Consider the following 14,303-nt stretch of genomic DNA (forward strand, 5'->3'; position numbering starts at 1 on the left):
AAGTGTAAACCTTATGGGAAAGCTTGTCCAGGAAGCCGTTAAAGGAGCAGTGATATCTCTTACGGAAGATAATGCTGAGATTGCGCAAAAAGTCATTGACGGAGATGACAGGATAGATGACCTTGAAATGAAAATTGAGCAGGACTGTCTTTTCATTCATGCAAAATATCAGCCATTTGCAAGAGATTTAAGGCTTATAAATTCCATGAATATTATTGCCATATCTCTCGAAAGGATAGGCGATCTGGCAGTAAATCTTGCCAAGATTACCCGTAAGCTTGAGAAGCATAAAGCAATGTTTATGACTCCTGAAATACTGGATCTCATCAAGGAAATGGCGAAACTTGCAAAAACTGTTCTTTCCAGTGCGCTTAAAGCTTTTAAAAATCATGATGTAAAACTTGCTGCAAAGCTAGATGAAATCGATATGGAAGTCGATGAAATACAAAGAGTCATTTTCAAAAAACTCTTTGCGTCTGCAGTGGGAAATGATGAGATTAACAAGGAAGAGTTTGTGCTTTATCTTTCAAGCATCTCTCTTGCAACAAGATATCTTGAAAGGATAGGAGATCAGTCCGTAAATATCGGGGAGAGAATCCTTTTGTCTCTGACAGGTGATTATAAGGTACTGAACGATGACATCAATGAAGGATAAATTTATAATAAGTAATGGTTCTTAATTAATTATCAGAAGAGGGGGAAAATAATGAAAGAAAAAACACTTGCAAATCTCCAGGCAGCTTTTGCGGGAGAGTCACAGGCTAATAGAAAATATCTTGCTTTTGCAAAAAAAGCAGATGCTGAGGGCTACAATCAGGCAGCTAAACTTTTCAGAGCTGCTGCTGAAGCTGAGACGATACATGCCCATGCCCATCTTGCTGTCATGGGTGGCATAAAAGATACAAAAGCGAACCTTCAGGAAGCAATAAACGGAGAAACGCATGAGTTTCAAAGCATGTATCCCCAGATGATTAAGGATGCGGAAAGTGAAGGAGAAAATTCCGCAAAAAGAAGCTTCAGTTATGCAAATTTTGTTGAAGAAGTACATGCAAACTTATATAAATCATATCTTGAAAACATTGATAATCTAAAGGAAGAGGATATATGGGTATGCCCCGTATGCGGTATGACATTTATAGGCAAAGCAGATGAAAAATGCCCTGTCTGCGCCACATCAAGAGAAAAATATATTTTAATAAAATAAAGAATATTATAAATACAAGTTCATTAAGCATTAAGGCAAGACATTAAAAAATCAAAAAGTTCCTTTATCTTAAACAAGATATTTAGTTTAATCATCTGGCAGCAATAACTGCCAGATGATTTTTGTAGGGAGAAAATAATAAATAATAAAGGTAGTATGGATAATAGAAAATAATTAAAAACATGACTGAAAATTATGGAAAACTTTTTATATGCTCTACTCCTATCGGTAATCTTGGAGATACAAGTTTCAGGCTTGTTGAGACTTTAAAAAACTCGGATCTTATAATAGCTGAAGATACAAGAACAACTTTGAAGCTTCTTGCCAGGTATGATATAAGAAAACAGGAACTGCAAAGCTATCATGATAACTCTGCACTGCAGAAAACCGAGAGTATAATTGAGAAAATAAAAAATGGTAAAAATGTTGCAATAGTTTCTGAATCAGGAACACCCCTTATTTCTGATCCGGGATATAAGATTGTCAAAAAGTGCATAGATGAGCAAATAACGGTTGCAGTTATTCCCGGTCCGAGTGCTGCAGTGAGCGCGCTTGTGGCATCAGGCCTTCCGGTTGACAGATTTGTTTTCATAGGATTTCTGCCCAGGCAGAATCAGAAAATAAAGAAAGAGCTTGAAAAATTAAAAAATCTTCCGTTTACCCTGATATTTTATGAATCACCGAATAGATTGCAAAAACTGCTGGAAATAATCCTTGAAATTTTAGGCAACAGAAAGGCCTGTATTGCAAGGGAAATGACAAAAATTCATGAAGAATACTTAAGGGGACGTATAGTTTGGCTTCTTGGTGAAATCGGTAGGAAAGAAAATACCGGCCAGGCCCTTAAAGGAGAAATTGTTCTTGTCGTTGAAGGAAACACAGAGCAGAGATCCAGAAACTACAAGCCGGATGATATAAGGACCCTGCTTTGCGGCCTGCTAAAGAAAGGATTGGACAGAAAAGAAGTATTCAGAGAGATAATGGCTGAATATGATATAGATAAAAAAACCCTCTACAACATTTATATTAATATTAAATAGCTAAACCGGAATCAGTGATATTCCATTTAAATTAATTTTAAAATAAGTACTTATATGTGCTATATTTCTTTTTTAAAGTAAAATAATTATAAAATTTATATAAAAGCAAATAAAAGGAAATTCAGATGGAGTCTAAAAAGGAAAAGTTTTATATAACCACAGCAATACCATATATGAACAGCAAGCTTCATATCGGATTTTTTTATGAAGCTATACTTGCAGATGTGTGTGCAAGGTTTAACAGACTATTGGGCAAAGATGTATTTTTCCTTACCGGTTCCGATGAACATGGACAGAAAATAGAAAAAAGTGCTCAGGCAAATAATATGACGCCTAAACAGTATACGGACATCATGGTCGATGATATGAAAAGGCTGCTTGAGCTTTTTGAAATAAGCAATGATTCATACATAAGGACAAGTGATGAAAAACATAAGAAAGTTGTCCAGAATATCCTTTTAAAACTAAAGGAAAATGGTGATTTGTATAAAGGCCATTATGAAGGCTGGTACTGTGTCCCTGATGAAGCTTTTTTTACTGACAGTCAGATAACTGATGGGAAGTGTCCTGAATGCGGGAGAGAAGTAGAATACATAAAAGAAGAAAACTACTTTTTCAAGCTATCAAAATATCAGGACATCATACTGGAGCACATCAGAAAAAATCCTGACTTTATTCTTCCGGAAACCAGAAAAAATGAAGTTCTGGGACTGATAGAGCAGGGATTGAAAGACATCAGCTTTTCAAGGACTACTGTGAAATGGGGGATACCCCTTGGGTTTGATTCAAAGCATGTATGCTATGTATGGGTAGATGCTCTTACAAATTATCTTTCAGCACTCGGATACTCATTGGAAGACGATGCTCTTTATAAGAAATACTGGCCGGCAAATCAGCATCATATCGGAAAAGATATTCTTAAATTCCATACTCTTATATGGCCTGCAATGCTCCTTTCACTCGGTCTTCCTTTGCCAAGACAGGTGGCAATTCATGGATGGGTGATGCTTGGACAGGAAAAACTTTCAAAATCAAAAGGAATTATGCTTGACCCTGATGATTTGGCTGAGCGTTACGGGGTAGAGCCATTGAGATATTTTTTAATGAGGGAAATATCATTTGGGCTTGACGGTTCCTTTACTCATGAACTTTTTGTAAGAAGATTTAATTCCGATCTAAGCAATGACATCGGAAACCTTCTGTCAAGGTCAATGGTAATGATTGAAAAATACTGTAATGGTATTGTTCCTGAAAATAAAAATATAAATAAAGTGTTTAAGGAAAAATGGGAAGAGGTCAGAAATTATTGTCTGGAATGTGCAAGAGAAGTAAGATTCAATGATTATCTTTCAAAAATATCTGAATTTGTGAATATGGCAAACAAATATATTGAAGACAACCAGCCCTGGAATCTTGCAAAAAGCACAGATAGCCGGGATAGAGACAAACTAAACATCATGCTTTATACGCTCATAGAATCAATAAGACTATCTTCCCTGATGTTATCGCCTGTTATGCCGCTTGCAAGCAGGAAAATCCTTGAACAGATAGGCATAGAATTAAAGGATGATGAGTTTAATCTCAGCAGAATGGGAGACTGGGGCAGTTATAAGGGACAGACGAAATTAAAAGAAAGAGAAATACTGTTCCCAAGAATAAAGGAAGAGTAGCCAGTATTTGCAGGAGAACAATAAACAAAGTGTATTTTTATGTAATCGCAAATATCCAAACTATATTTTTAATACGGAATAAAAAATATGCCAGACAACAATTTAAGAAAACCGGATAAGAAAAATTTTTTAATAGATACGCATGCCCATCTTGATATGATTAGAAAAAAAACACCGGAAGAAGTTATTGATGAAGCCCGGGCTTCAAATGTAAGATACATAATTAATACTGGTTCAGATATTGAAGGAAGCATAAAATCATCAGAATTTGCAGAAAAATACAATAATGTTTTTGCAACAGTGGGGGTGCATCCGCACCATGCCGATACCTTTTCTGCAAAAGAAATTTCATTTATGGAAAACCTTATCAGAGAAAATAAAAAGATAGTTGCAGTAGGAGAAACAGGTTTTGATTATTTTGAAAATCAGGTTCCGCAGGCTGATCAGGAAAAAGCTTTTATCATGCAGATTGAACTGGCAGTAAGAAACAATTTGCCGGTTGTAATTCATGACAGAGATGCGCATAAAGATACTTTGAGAGTTATTAAAAAATATTCGGATGAAAAAAAATTCAGGGCAGTCCTTCATTGTTTTTCGGGAGATATGGATTTTGCGCTTAAGTGCATTGAGTCCGGATTATACATATCTTTTACAGGAGTACTGACTTTCCCAAATGCAAAGGCTGTAAAAGATGCTGCCAGGACAATCCCTGTTGAAAAGATATTTCTTGAAACTGATACGCCTTTTCTGGCACCGCAACCAAGGCGCGGGCAGGAAAACTATCCGTCCAATGTTGTTTTTATTGCTCAGGAGCTTGCTGCTCTTAAAGGCATGGAGTTTGATGAAGTCACAGCTGCCACAACTGAAAATGCAAAGACTTTCTTCGGGCTGGATATCTGAATTTTTCTAAAATTATTTAAAAACCTGTTTTTTTATCAAACATTGCTATGACAGAAAAACCTATAAATCCGACTTATATAAGCGCTCCTTCCCGAACGATAGAAATACTAAAACATTTCGGTATAACTTTAAGAAAAACCTATGGGCAGAATTTCCTTATAGATACGAATGTGTTAAAAAAAATAGCTAATTTTGCCGATATAGACAATAAAGATATTATACTTGAAATAGGAAGCGGAATAGGCAGTCTTACTGAAATAATCTGTCAGCGCGCAAAAAAAATAATTGCTATTGAAATCGATACTTCTCTTTCAGGAATATTTAAACAGATTTTTGAGGAATATATAAACAAAAAAATATTTCTCATAAAAAATGATGCAATGAAATTAAACTATTCCAAGCTTGCAGACAGCTACGGGATTAATAAATGTGTTTCAAATCTTCCTTATAAAATTGCAGCCCCCGTTCTTTTAAAGATATTAAGCGAAACACAGAAAATAACGGATTTTTATGTAACAATTCAAAAAGATATTGCTGAAAGAATCCTGGCAATACCCGGAGATAAAAACTACAATGCATTTTCCGTTAAACTTAATTTTTATTCCCACTTTATAAAGAGCTTCAGCATTTCAAGAAGCTGCTTTTATCCCAAACCGTATGTTGATTCTGTGACTGTCCATATCAGAAGAAATGAAAGGTTTCTGCCAAATTCAATACTTTATAAATTAAGTCCTTTGATTATAAGTGATGTTTTGAAGAATTATGAACTGCAGATTTCTTTTACGCAGGATTTTTTCCATTTTATTGAAGACTGTTTTTATCACAGAAGAAAGAAGCTGATCAATTCTTTAAATCTGAGGCACTCGTTTTATAAGGATAGTGAAAAGAAAATAATCACTATGCTGGAGAAATATGGTTTCTCAAAAGATACACGTCCGGAGGAAATCAGCCTGGAGATATTTCTGCTATTGTTTCTGAGCATAAAAGGTGAATACAGTTACTTTCTAAAAAACGAGAGTATTTGAATTTTAAAAAAAACTGGTATAGAATTTACTAGCTCGTTTTTTTAAAATATTAGTATTTTAAAAACTAATCATCTTTGGGGAGTCGCCAAGCGGTAAGGCAACGGGTTTTGGTCCCGTCATTGCGAAGGTTCGAATCCTTCCTCCCCAGCCAACCTGTGTGACGTATAATTTAGTGCTTTTAGAATTCGAGATTATAGACTCTTCAGCAATTTGTTAGTCTTTTATTTTGTAATTCCCAGATATTTCTTAATATGATTAGCCAAATCATTATCAATTTCCAAATGTCTTGGAATAGGTTACTTTTGGCCGGTCTTAGGATTGATATAAATATCGTGTCTTGATCCGGACCTGTAGAATATGCACCCCTCTTTTTTTATTTGCTTTAGAAGTTCACTTCGTTTCATACAGAGATTTCTTTTAGCTGATAATCTGAGGGAACATCATCCATTAGCATTAATTTATAAGCATCTTTAAGATTCTCTTCAAGTTCTTCAACGGTTTCACCCTGACTCATAATTTCAGGATGTTCAAGAATTTTACCTAACCAGAATTTTTTACCTTTCCAGTAAACCATTTTAATTTTTGCATACACTATTATCACCAGATATTTAAAATGTGATTATTTATAATTTAAAACTATTGATATTATACCATAATAAAGCCTTGTTAAAAATCAATCTTTATGGTTGGAAAGGGTATTAATTTTATTAAATAGTGATTTGGATTGTAGGCAAATAATTATATTAAAAACTCAATTTTGGTATAAAAATATCCTCACTAAAGCCTGCAATTTAGTTCTAACTCTGACCACAATGCCCAGCCGGAGAATACAAATTTGAGCCGGTTTGTTTTTAAATCTTCAATAAATCCAAAAAATTTTCTAATGGATAAAATATCACTTGTGATTATATTAATTAATAATAAAATATATAATTGAACTATAGAATACTCTAGAATGCTATAATTATTAATGTAATATTAATTCTAACTGGTGAAATAAAATGGTTACAAGCATACAAATAAGCGAAGATTTAAAAAAGGTGCTATCCCAAAAGAAACTTTCTGAAAGAGAAACTTACGAAAACGTCATATGGAATTTGCTTGAGGACAATATGGAACTTAGCGAGCAAACAAAAAAAGAGCTTGAGCTTTCAAGAAAAGAAATAAAAGAGGGCAAGACTATAACACTTTCTCAATTAAAAAAAGACCTTGATATAAAATAGAATATGCGGTGATTTTTTTGTATGAAATAATTTTTTCAATAAAAGCAAAAAAACAACTTATAAAACTGGAGAGAAATACCCAGGAAAGAATAATCTCTGCACTTGAAAAAATAAGGATAAGACCTGAAACTTTTGTTACCAAATTAATTGGTGATCAAGGTTACAAACTTAGAGTGGGTGATTATAGGGTTATAATGGATATTGAAAAAAATAGTCTAATTATTCTTGTTATTAAAGTTGGCCATAGAAAAAATATTTATAATATTTAAAAGTTTCTTTACAATCTTAATTAAGGTATAAAAATATCCTCACTAAAGCTCAGCAAAAAAGTTCTGATTCTGTCCGGAATAAATCTCCTTGATTTTAAATCTTGATAATCCTGGAAATGTCATAGCAGGGAAATCATACATTCTCGTTCACTGTTAAAGTATGCTCTAATATATTTTCTTCAGTAGGTATATCTTCACCGTGAGATTTTAAACTTTCAATATATAATCCTATGGCTTCTTCAATTGTTTGGTCATAAGTAACGCAACCAGGAAGAGATGGAACAAATACTGTATATCCGCCTTATGGTTCCTTTTTTAAAAGTGTTTTATAATTTAATATTTTCAATCTTTTACTTTCTTATTGCTAAAGTTTTCAATAATCATAATATGCTATTGTTTCATTTAAAAGTAAAACAGCTAAAGCAATTGACCTGTAGGAAATAGATTTTTATAAAAATGGTTTTCTCTGAACATAATACAGCACTTTTAACTTTGCTTGCTATGCCAAGCCACTTAAGTTCCGGTAAATTATTATCTAAAGATTAAAAAGCAATTACTGTCTTTGCATTTTTTTATTATACGGTTAATTATATCACTCTCAGCTGGGGTGCATTTAAATTCCAGCTGAATCGTTTATAAGGAATGCCTCACAAAAATATAAACTAGCCAGGAAAGGATTCTTGAAAAAGATATTTCTTTAATGTACTATTACAACAAGATTTTTTAATCATACATTGGTTCTTTAAAAATATATTTTAAAACTTTCAGTGAAGTAATTCTTAATAGGGAATCCGGTTAGATTCCGGAGCGATCCCGTCACTGTAATTGGGTGTGTGCCTTTTATTTATAGCCACTGGCAGCCAGTACTGCCGGGAAGGCAAAAGGTAAAGTCCCATAAGTCAGGAGACCTGCTGCAGGTTTTTAATTAATATAAGCGCTCTTCGGGGAAAGAGTGGTTATTTTTTGTTTGTAATGACCTCCTCTTACTCTTAACTACCTCTTGAGCTTATTCTATCTTATATTTATCTATCAGCAAATTCGACAAAAGGAACTTTAAAAAATGCTCTCAGTAACATATTTTACAATTTATGATAGTGATATTATGCCTTTAATTAAAGCTCTTATTGAAATAAAGAAAAAGTTTGGAGAGGTTATTGATATAAACCTTATATCACAGGATATAATGCGAAATCCTGAAGATATGGAGCAGGCCAGGGTAAAAGCAAAAAATAGCAAACTGTTTATAATACATCTTCATGGAGGAGAATCGTCATTTCCATATTATGAAGATTTCTTGAAAATTGCCGGCGACAACAATATAGACACCTGTATTTTTGATGCCGGATATGATGTCAGACCTGACCTTGTAAAAGCATCTACTGTTACCTTTGAAGTATATAAATATATTTTCAAATATATTATATTCAACGGAGAAAAAAACTGTTATAACCTTTTTCTCTATCTTTTAAATCATTACGAAATAAAAAAAACCGTTTATGATGAGCCACATCAACCACCAATTGCAGGTATTTATCACCCACGGTTTAATTATCTGCCAGATCTTAAAACCTATATTAAAGAATATACCGATAGGAATAAGCCAACCATAGGTGTGGTTTTTTACCAAAGGGACTGGGTTACAAAAAACCTTAGCTATATCGACAGAATTATTGAGATTATTGAGAAAAAGGGAGCCAACGTGCTTGCCTGTTTCCAGGCAATCGGAATGAGCTCTGAAGATTCTGACAAAGACATGGGATGGTTTTTTACCAATTATTTTCAATTAGATGGAAAGACCGTTATAAACTGCATGCTTTCTTTTCTTGTTTTTTCATTATGCTCAATAAATAATGGAAGGATGGATAGCCTTGAGTGTATGGAAAGAAACAGCGATGAGAATTTCAAACGCTCCTGGTTCTTTAGAAAGCTTGGCGTACCTGTAATAAAGATTGTAAATACATATAGCGAATATGAAGATTGGAAAGATAGCAAGCAGGGTTTAAATCCTCTGGATATTATATGGAGCATAGCACTTCCTGAATTTGATGGCGACCTTATAACAATACCTGTATGTTCCAGAGAAAAAAGTGAAAAGGATCTGTCAACAGGGCTTAAAATTACCAGGTTTAAACCAATTCCCGATAGGATGGAAAAAGCTGTTGACCTTGCACTGAACTGGGCCAAACTTTCAAGAATCTCAAATGATAAGAAAAAAGTAGCAATAATTTTTCATAACTATCCTCCCAGAAACGACCAGATTGCATGCGCATTTGGTCTTGATTCCACAAAAAGTGTCGCCGATCTTTTAAAGGCTATGAAAGAAGATGGATATATAGTTGACGATATACCTGAAACCGGCGACGAACTTATTGATATGATTTTAAAAAGGGCTACAAACGATCAGAGATGGAACAGCGAAGATGATATTCTGAATATGGCAGTGGGAAATGTTCCCTTTGAAAAATGTGAGGATTTCTTTTCATATCTGCCTGATGAAAATAAAAAAGCTCTTGAAAAAGACTGGGGAAAATCGCCCGGGGAAGTCATGACTGCAAAGCAGCATATGATAATACCGGGCATAATTAACGGAAATGTATTCATAGGACTTCAGCCGCGAAGGGGTTTTATTGAAGATCCTGCAAAGATATATCATGATCCCGACCTGAGTCCTCCATGGCAGTATCTTGGGTATTATAAGTGGATCAGGGATGAGTTTAAAGCTGATGCAGTAATGCATATTGGAAAGCACGGGTCACTTGAATGGCTGCCCGGCAAAGCAATAGGTCTCTCTGAAAATTGCTATCCTGATATTGCAATACTTGATCTGCCGAATATATATCCATATATTATTAATAATCCAAGCGAAGGAACATGTGCAAAAAGAAGGAGTTATGCTTGTATTATTGATCATCTTATACCTGTTATGAATAATGCTGACAGCTACGGTCATATTGCGGAAATTGAAGTACTCCTTGATGACTACTATCATATAAAAACCCAGGATACAAAAAAAATGCCTCATCAGCAGAAAGCAATATGGGATAAGGTCATAGAAGCAAAACTTGATACGGATCTGAAAGTTACACAGGAACAGGCTTTCTCAAACTTTGATAAATTTATTGAAAATCTGCATGGTTATATCAGTGAAGTAAAGGATACGCTGATAAGAGACGGTCTTCATATCCTGGGACGTCCCCCAAAAGATGATTCCCTGATAGAAATGTTCACTGCGCTTACCCGTCTTGCAAACGGATCAATACCATCTTTACGGGAATCAATAACCAAAAATTTATGTCTTGATTACGAAGATCTTCTTGCAAACAGGGGAAAGTTTAATGTTGTTTTACATAAATCAAACGCTGCTATAATTGATGAGATAAATGCAAAAATTCACGAGATTCTAAAGGAATATGAAAAGACTGCTTTTGACCCTGATACTGCTCCTGAAATTGCAAATAATTTTTTTAAGGGAGAAGTTTCGGCAATTCAGAAAGTGCTTGTCTATATAGGTGATGTATTAAAATTAAAGCTGAGTCTGACGGAAGAGGAAATCGATATTTGTCTTGCGGCACTCTCAGGATCTTTTGTTCCGCCCGGACCGTCAGGCGCTCCCACCAGAGGGTGTGCAGACATTCTGCCATCCGGCAGAAATTTTTACTCAATAGATCCGAATGCAGTGCCATCAAGGGCAGCATATAAAGTTGGTTGCAAGCTTGCCGATGAACTATTGGCCCGTTATGTTGATGAGGAAGGCCATTTCCCTGAGAGCATAGGTATGATAATCTGGGGCGGTGGAGTAATGCGTACAAAAGGCGATGATATTGCCGAGATATTCAGTTTTCTTGGGGTAAGACCTGTGTGGGAAGATAAAAGCGGAAGAGTAACTGACATAGAGGTGATACCGCTTGAGGAACTTAAAAGGCCAAGAATCGATTTTACCATCAGGGAAGGAGGTCTAAGAGATGCCTTTCCGAATATAATATTTCTTATTAATAAAGCGGTTGAAAAAGTTATAGAGCTTGACGAACCGGATGATATGAATTTTGTCAGAAAACATTTTAAGGAAACCTACGCAAGTTGCATGAAGAAAAAAATCGGCAGGGAAGAAAGCAGGGACATGGCATCTGCAAGAGTATTTGGATCCAAGCCGGGAACTTACGGTGCCGGCGTTTGCGACTTAATAGATTCCCAGGAGTGGGAAACCGACGAGGATCTTGCAAACGTATATGTAACCTGGGGGGCATATGCATATTCTGAAAAGAATTACGGCAAATTTATTCCTGAAGTTTTTAAGGAGAGACTTAAGAACACCCAGGTCGTAGTCAAAAATGAAGATACCAGGGAGTATGACTTTCTGGATGGTGATGATTTTTATTCCTATCAGGGCGGAATGATAGCGGCAGTCAGACATTTCTCAGGTAAAGACCCTCAGGCATTTTCATGCGACACATCTGATCCGGACAGGATAAAAGTCAGGACTGTAAAAGAAGAGGCCAAGCATATTTTCAGGGCAAGGATTTTGAATCCGAAATGGATAGAAAGCATGAAAAAGCATGGATTTAAGGGAGCGGGAGATTTTTCAAGGATGGTAGATGTAGCTTTTGGCTGGGACGCAACAGCAAATACAATGGAGGACTGGATGTACGAAGCGCTGGCAAATACTTATGCACTTGACAGAGAAATGCAGGATTTCTTTAATGAGCATAACAAATATGCGCTTCATAATATTGCCGAACGGCTTCTTGAAGCAGTTGAACGTGGAATGTGGGATGCTTCTGAAGAAATGGTAGACGAACTTAAAGAACTGATGATGGAGGTGGAAGGTGAACTGGAGGCAAATTAATGACGGAGAAAACTGAAATAAATAAAAATATCAGGCAGCATGCCGGAAGCGGCAGAAATTCTTTATCCGGTGGAGAAAACATAAAGCTGAATGAAAATGATGCTATATCCATATCAATAAGAAATGTAGTGAAGAAATATGGAAATCTGTATGCGGTTAAGGATATTTCATTTGATGTTAAAAAAGGCGAGTTCTTTGGCTTTTTAGGTCCAAATGGTGCAGGTAAAACGACGATAATCAGGATTATTACGACTTCCACGAAAGCCACTTCCGGCCAGGTTCTGGTAAATGGATATGACATAACAAAGGAACCGATCAAAGCTAAAAAAGACATTGGTGTAGTCAGCCAGTATATAAATATAGATATGGAGCTTACCTGCAGGGAAAATCTTATTGTTCACGCGATGCTTCACAGGATGAAAAAGAAAGAAGCTTCAGAACGGATTGATTTCCTTCTTGATTATATAGAAATGACTGATAAAAAAAATGTTCTTGTGGAGCATATTTCAGGAGGAATGAAGAGAAAGCTCATGATTGCAAGAGCTCTTCTTCATGAACCCGATATATTATTTCTTGACGAACCGACTATAGGCCTTGACGCGCACAGTAAAAGAAAGCTATGGGAGCTTATGTCAAAGATCAATTCGGAAAATAAAACTATATTTTTGACTACCCATTATATTGAAGAAGCGGAAGAGCTGTGCAGCAGGGTCGGAATAATACATGAAGGGCAGTTGATCGCACTGGACAGTCCTGCGAATCTGATTAAAACAGTTGGAAGCATTACTCTTGATGTTCTTGAAAATGACATGCTTAAGTCATATTTTTTTAACTCAAGAGAGCAGGCTCTTGCCGGTGCCTCTAAAAATGAAGGGACCGTTGTGATCAGGGAAACAAACCTCGAGGATGTGTTTTTAAATAAAACCGGAAGAAGGGTGGAAAGTTGAGTATCAAAGGGATATGGGCAGTTGTATATAGAGATTTTCTTAAGGAAAAAAGAAGAGGGATAAAGCTTTTTGTCGGAATGATCCTGGGACCTCTGCTGTTTTTTATTGCATTTGGATGGGGTCTTGGGAGCGGCATTGATGTAAACGGTACTTCTTACATTGTTTTTATTCTTACCGGACTTATAGCAATGAATGGCATGAATACAGCATTTTCGATAGGGATGACAATAAATGTGGAAAGATTTTACTGGCACACGTTTGAAGAATTTCAGGTGGCGCCTATTTCTGTATTTGATATAGCGATAGGTAAAATACTCACAGGCCTTTTCAAGGGCCTGATAGGTTCAATTTTAATTTATCTTCTGGGACTTGCATTTGGAGCTGCCTTAAGGATCAATCTGCTTTTAGTGATCAGTATAATACTTAACTGTTTTATGTTTTCCTCACTGGCTCTGTGGATTGCCCTTGTAGTGAAAACCCATTCACAGCAGAGTGATTTCAATTCATTTATAATGACTCCAATGGCATTTTTGTCCGGCACCTTTTTCCAGATTGACCGCTTTCCTGTAGTCATAAAATATCTTGCAATGATTTTGCCTTTGACTCATTCAATAAATTGCATAAGGGCAGCAGCTCTCCGGAGTCCTTTCCCTTATTATTCTCTGGCAATTGTTGCAGGTTATTCTTTGATATTCTTATTTTTTGCTTCCAAAAGCGTAAGGGATTTAAGTATCTAACAGTCGAAAAGGAGGAGTATATTTGAAAAATAATAAAAAGATACTTCCGTTTACATCTATTATCGGGCAGGAACTTTTAAAAGAGGCGCTGATCTTAAATGCTGTAAATCAGGATCTCATGGGCGTTATTATAAAGGGTCAGAGAGGCACAGCAAAAAGCGTGGCTGTAAGGGCAATGGCCGAGCTTCTTCCTGAAGAGGATTTCAGCATTGATTGTCCATACGGGTGCAATCCCGAAAAAGATCAGCCCCATTGCAACATCTGCCAGGAAATATTGGATGGTGGTGGAAAACTCAGAGCCGAAAAACGAAAAATTCGTGTGGTTACGCTTCCGCTCAGTGCCACTGAAGATAAAGTTATCGGCAGCATAAACATTGAAAAGGCTTTAAAAGGTGAGCCGGACGCATTTGAACCCGGGCTTCTTGCCAAAGCCAACAGAGGAATA

General features: G+C 35.9%; 13 protein-coding genes, 1 tRNA gene, 1 pseudogene and 1 riboswitch. Of the genes and pseudogenes, 13 read left to right on the plus strand and 2 right to left on the minus strand.

All coding sequences use genetic code 11. From position 1 onward, the window contains the following. The 7 genes from phoU to GXZ93_03410 form a co-directional block, all read left to right on the plus strand. A partial coding sequence (phoU, locus tag GXZ93_03380) for a phosphate signaling complex protein PhoU (GenBank protein HHT78823.1) occupies positions 1-655 on the plus strand: 655 nt, incomplete at its 5' end. Between the two features lie 51 nt (positions 656-706). Then, entirely contained in the window at positions 707-1,204 is a 498-nt protein-coding gene (locus tag GXZ93_03385) for a rubrerythrin family protein (GenBank protein HHT78824.1), read from the plus strand. A gap of 182 nt (positions 1,205-1,386) precedes the next feature. Continuing rightward, positions 1,387-2,244: a 16S rRNA (cytidine(1402)-2'-O)-methyltransferase gene (gene rsmI / locus GXZ93_03390; GenBank protein HHT78825.1), complete on the plus strand. Its 858-nt coding sequence runs from the start codon at positions 1,387-1,389 to the stop codon at positions 2,242-2,244. A gap of 125 nt (positions 2,245-2,369) precedes the next feature. Continuing rightward, entirely contained in the window at positions 2,370-3,914 is a 1,545-nt protein-coding gene (metG, locus tag GXZ93_03395; GenBank protein HHT78826.1) for a methionine--tRNA ligase, read from the plus strand. 87 nt (positions 3,915-4,001) lie between these two features. After that, positions 4,002-4,814 (plus strand): TatD family hydrolase, encoded by an 813-nt coding sequence (locus tag GXZ93_03400; GenBank protein ID HHT78827.1) that lies wholly within the window; start codon positions 4,002-4,004, stop codon positions 4,812-4,814. Between the two features lie 47 nt (positions 4,815-4,861). Then, the gene (gene rsmA, locus GXZ93_03405; GenBank protein HHT78828.1) at positions 4,862-5,839 is read left to right on the plus strand and encodes a ribosomal RNA small subunit methyltransferase A; all 978 of its coding nucleotides are present in this window, start codon (positions 4,862-4,864) and stop codon (positions 5,837-5,839) included. 75 nt (positions 5,840-5,914) lie between these two features. Beyond that, positions 5,915-5,990 (plus strand) — tRNA-Gln (locus tag GXZ93_03410). Between the two features lie 249 nt (positions 5,991-6,239). Here the strand turns inward: GXZ93_03410 and GXZ93_03415 are convergent. Beyond that, positions 6,240-6,431 carry a type II toxin-antitoxin system HicB family antitoxin gene (locus GXZ93_03415; GenBank protein HHT78829.1) on the minus strand — a complete coding sequence of 64 codons (192 nt, stop codon included), beginning with the start codon at positions 6,429-6,431 and terminating at the stop codon, positions 6,240-6,242. A 409-nt stretch (positions 6,432-6,840) separates the two neighbouring features. On the opposite strand from GXZ93_03415, the gene GXZ93_03420 reads away from it, so the two are divergent. Together GXZ93_03420 and GXZ93_03425 are read left to right on the plus strand one after the other, a co-directional pair. Next, positions 6,841-7,062, plus strand: a complete 222-nt coding sequence (locus tag GXZ93_03420; protein HHT78830.1) for a hypothetical protein — start codon at positions 6,841-6,843, stop codon at positions 7,060-7,062. Positions 7,063-7,079: 17 nt separating this feature from the next. Further along, entirely contained in the window at positions 7,080-7,331 is a 252-nt protein-coding gene (locus GXZ93_03425) for a type II toxin-antitoxin system RelE/ParE family toxin (GenBank protein ID HHT78831.1), read from the plus strand. A gap of 133 nt (positions 7,332-7,464) precedes the next feature. Here GXZ93_03425 and GXZ93_03430 read toward each other — a convergent pair. Next, positions 7,465-7,677, minus strand: a pseudogene (locus tag GXZ93_03430) (type II toxin-antitoxin system HicB family antitoxin). A gap of 402 nt (positions 7,678-8,079) precedes the next feature. Further along, a riboswitch (cobalamin riboswitch) is annotated at positions 8,080-8,262 on the plus strand. A gap of 129 nt (positions 8,263-8,391) precedes the next feature. Between GXZ93_03430 and cobN the strand changes: the two are divergent. From cobN to GXZ93_03450, 4 genes are all read left to right on the plus strand, one after another. Next, positions 8,392-12,174 (plus strand): cobaltochelatase subunit CobN, encoded by a 3,783-nt coding sequence (cobN, locus tag GXZ93_03435; GenBank protein ID HHT78832.1) that lies wholly within the window; start codon positions 8,392-8,394, stop codon positions 12,172-12,174. Continuing rightward, positions 12,174-13,121, plus strand: a complete 948-nt coding sequence (locus GXZ93_03440; GenBank protein HHT78833.1) for an ATP-binding cassette domain-containing protein — start codon at positions 12,174-12,176, stop codon at positions 13,119-13,121. Before cobN ends, GXZ93_03440 begins: the two co-directional genes overlap by 1 nt. Further along, positions 13,118-13,858: an ABC transporter permease gene (locus tag GXZ93_03445; protein ID HHT78834.1), complete on the plus strand. Its 741-nt coding sequence runs from the start codon at positions 13,118-13,120 to the stop codon at positions 13,856-13,858. The genes GXZ93_03440 and GXZ93_03445 overlap by 4 nt, the downstream gene beginning before the upstream one ends. A gap of 22 nt (positions 13,859-13,880) precedes the next feature. Further along, positions 13,881-14,303: magnesium chelatase ATPase subunit I (locus GXZ93_03450; protein ID HHT78835.1), on the plus strand; the 423-nt coding region annotated here is incomplete at its 3' end.

This window comes from Actinomycetota bacterium, assembly GCA_012837825.1.
In the GTDB taxonomy this organism is placed as follows: domain Bacteria; phylum Actinomycetota; class Humimicrobiia; order Humimicrobiales; family Humimicrobiaceae; genus Humimicrobium.

Bases quoted from the DNA above. Each gene is read 5' to 3' on its own strand.
- GXZ93_03400 (HHT78827.1), top strand. From the start codon at position 4,002: ATGCCAGACAACAATTTAAGAAAACCGGATAAGAAAAATTTTTTAATA.
- cobN (HHT78832.1), top strand. From the start codon at position 8,392: ATGCTCTCAGTAACATATTTTACAATTTATGATAGTGATATTATGCCT.
- rsmA (HHT78828.1), top strand. From the start codon at position 4,862: ATGACAGAAAAACCTATAAATCCGACTTATATAAGCGCTCCTTCCCGA.
- GXZ93_03385 (HHT78824.1), top strand. From the start codon at position 707: ATGAAAGAAAAAACACTTGCAAATCTCCAGGCAGCTTTTGCGGGAGAG.
- rsmI (HHT78825.1), top strand. From the start codon at position 1,387: ATGACTGAAAATTATGGAAAACTTTTTATATGCTCTACTCCTATCGGT.
- metG (HHT78826.1), top strand. From the start codon at position 2,370: ATGGAGTCTAAAAAGGAAAAGTTTTATATAACCACAGCAATACCATAT.
- GXZ93_03420 (HHT78830.1), top strand. From the start codon at position 6,841: ATGGTTACAAGCATACAAATAAGCGAAGATTTAAAAAAGGTGCTATCC.
- GXZ93_03440 (HHT78833.1), top strand. From the start codon at position 12,174: ATGACGGAGAAAACTGAAATAAATAAAAATATCAGGCAGCATGCCGGA.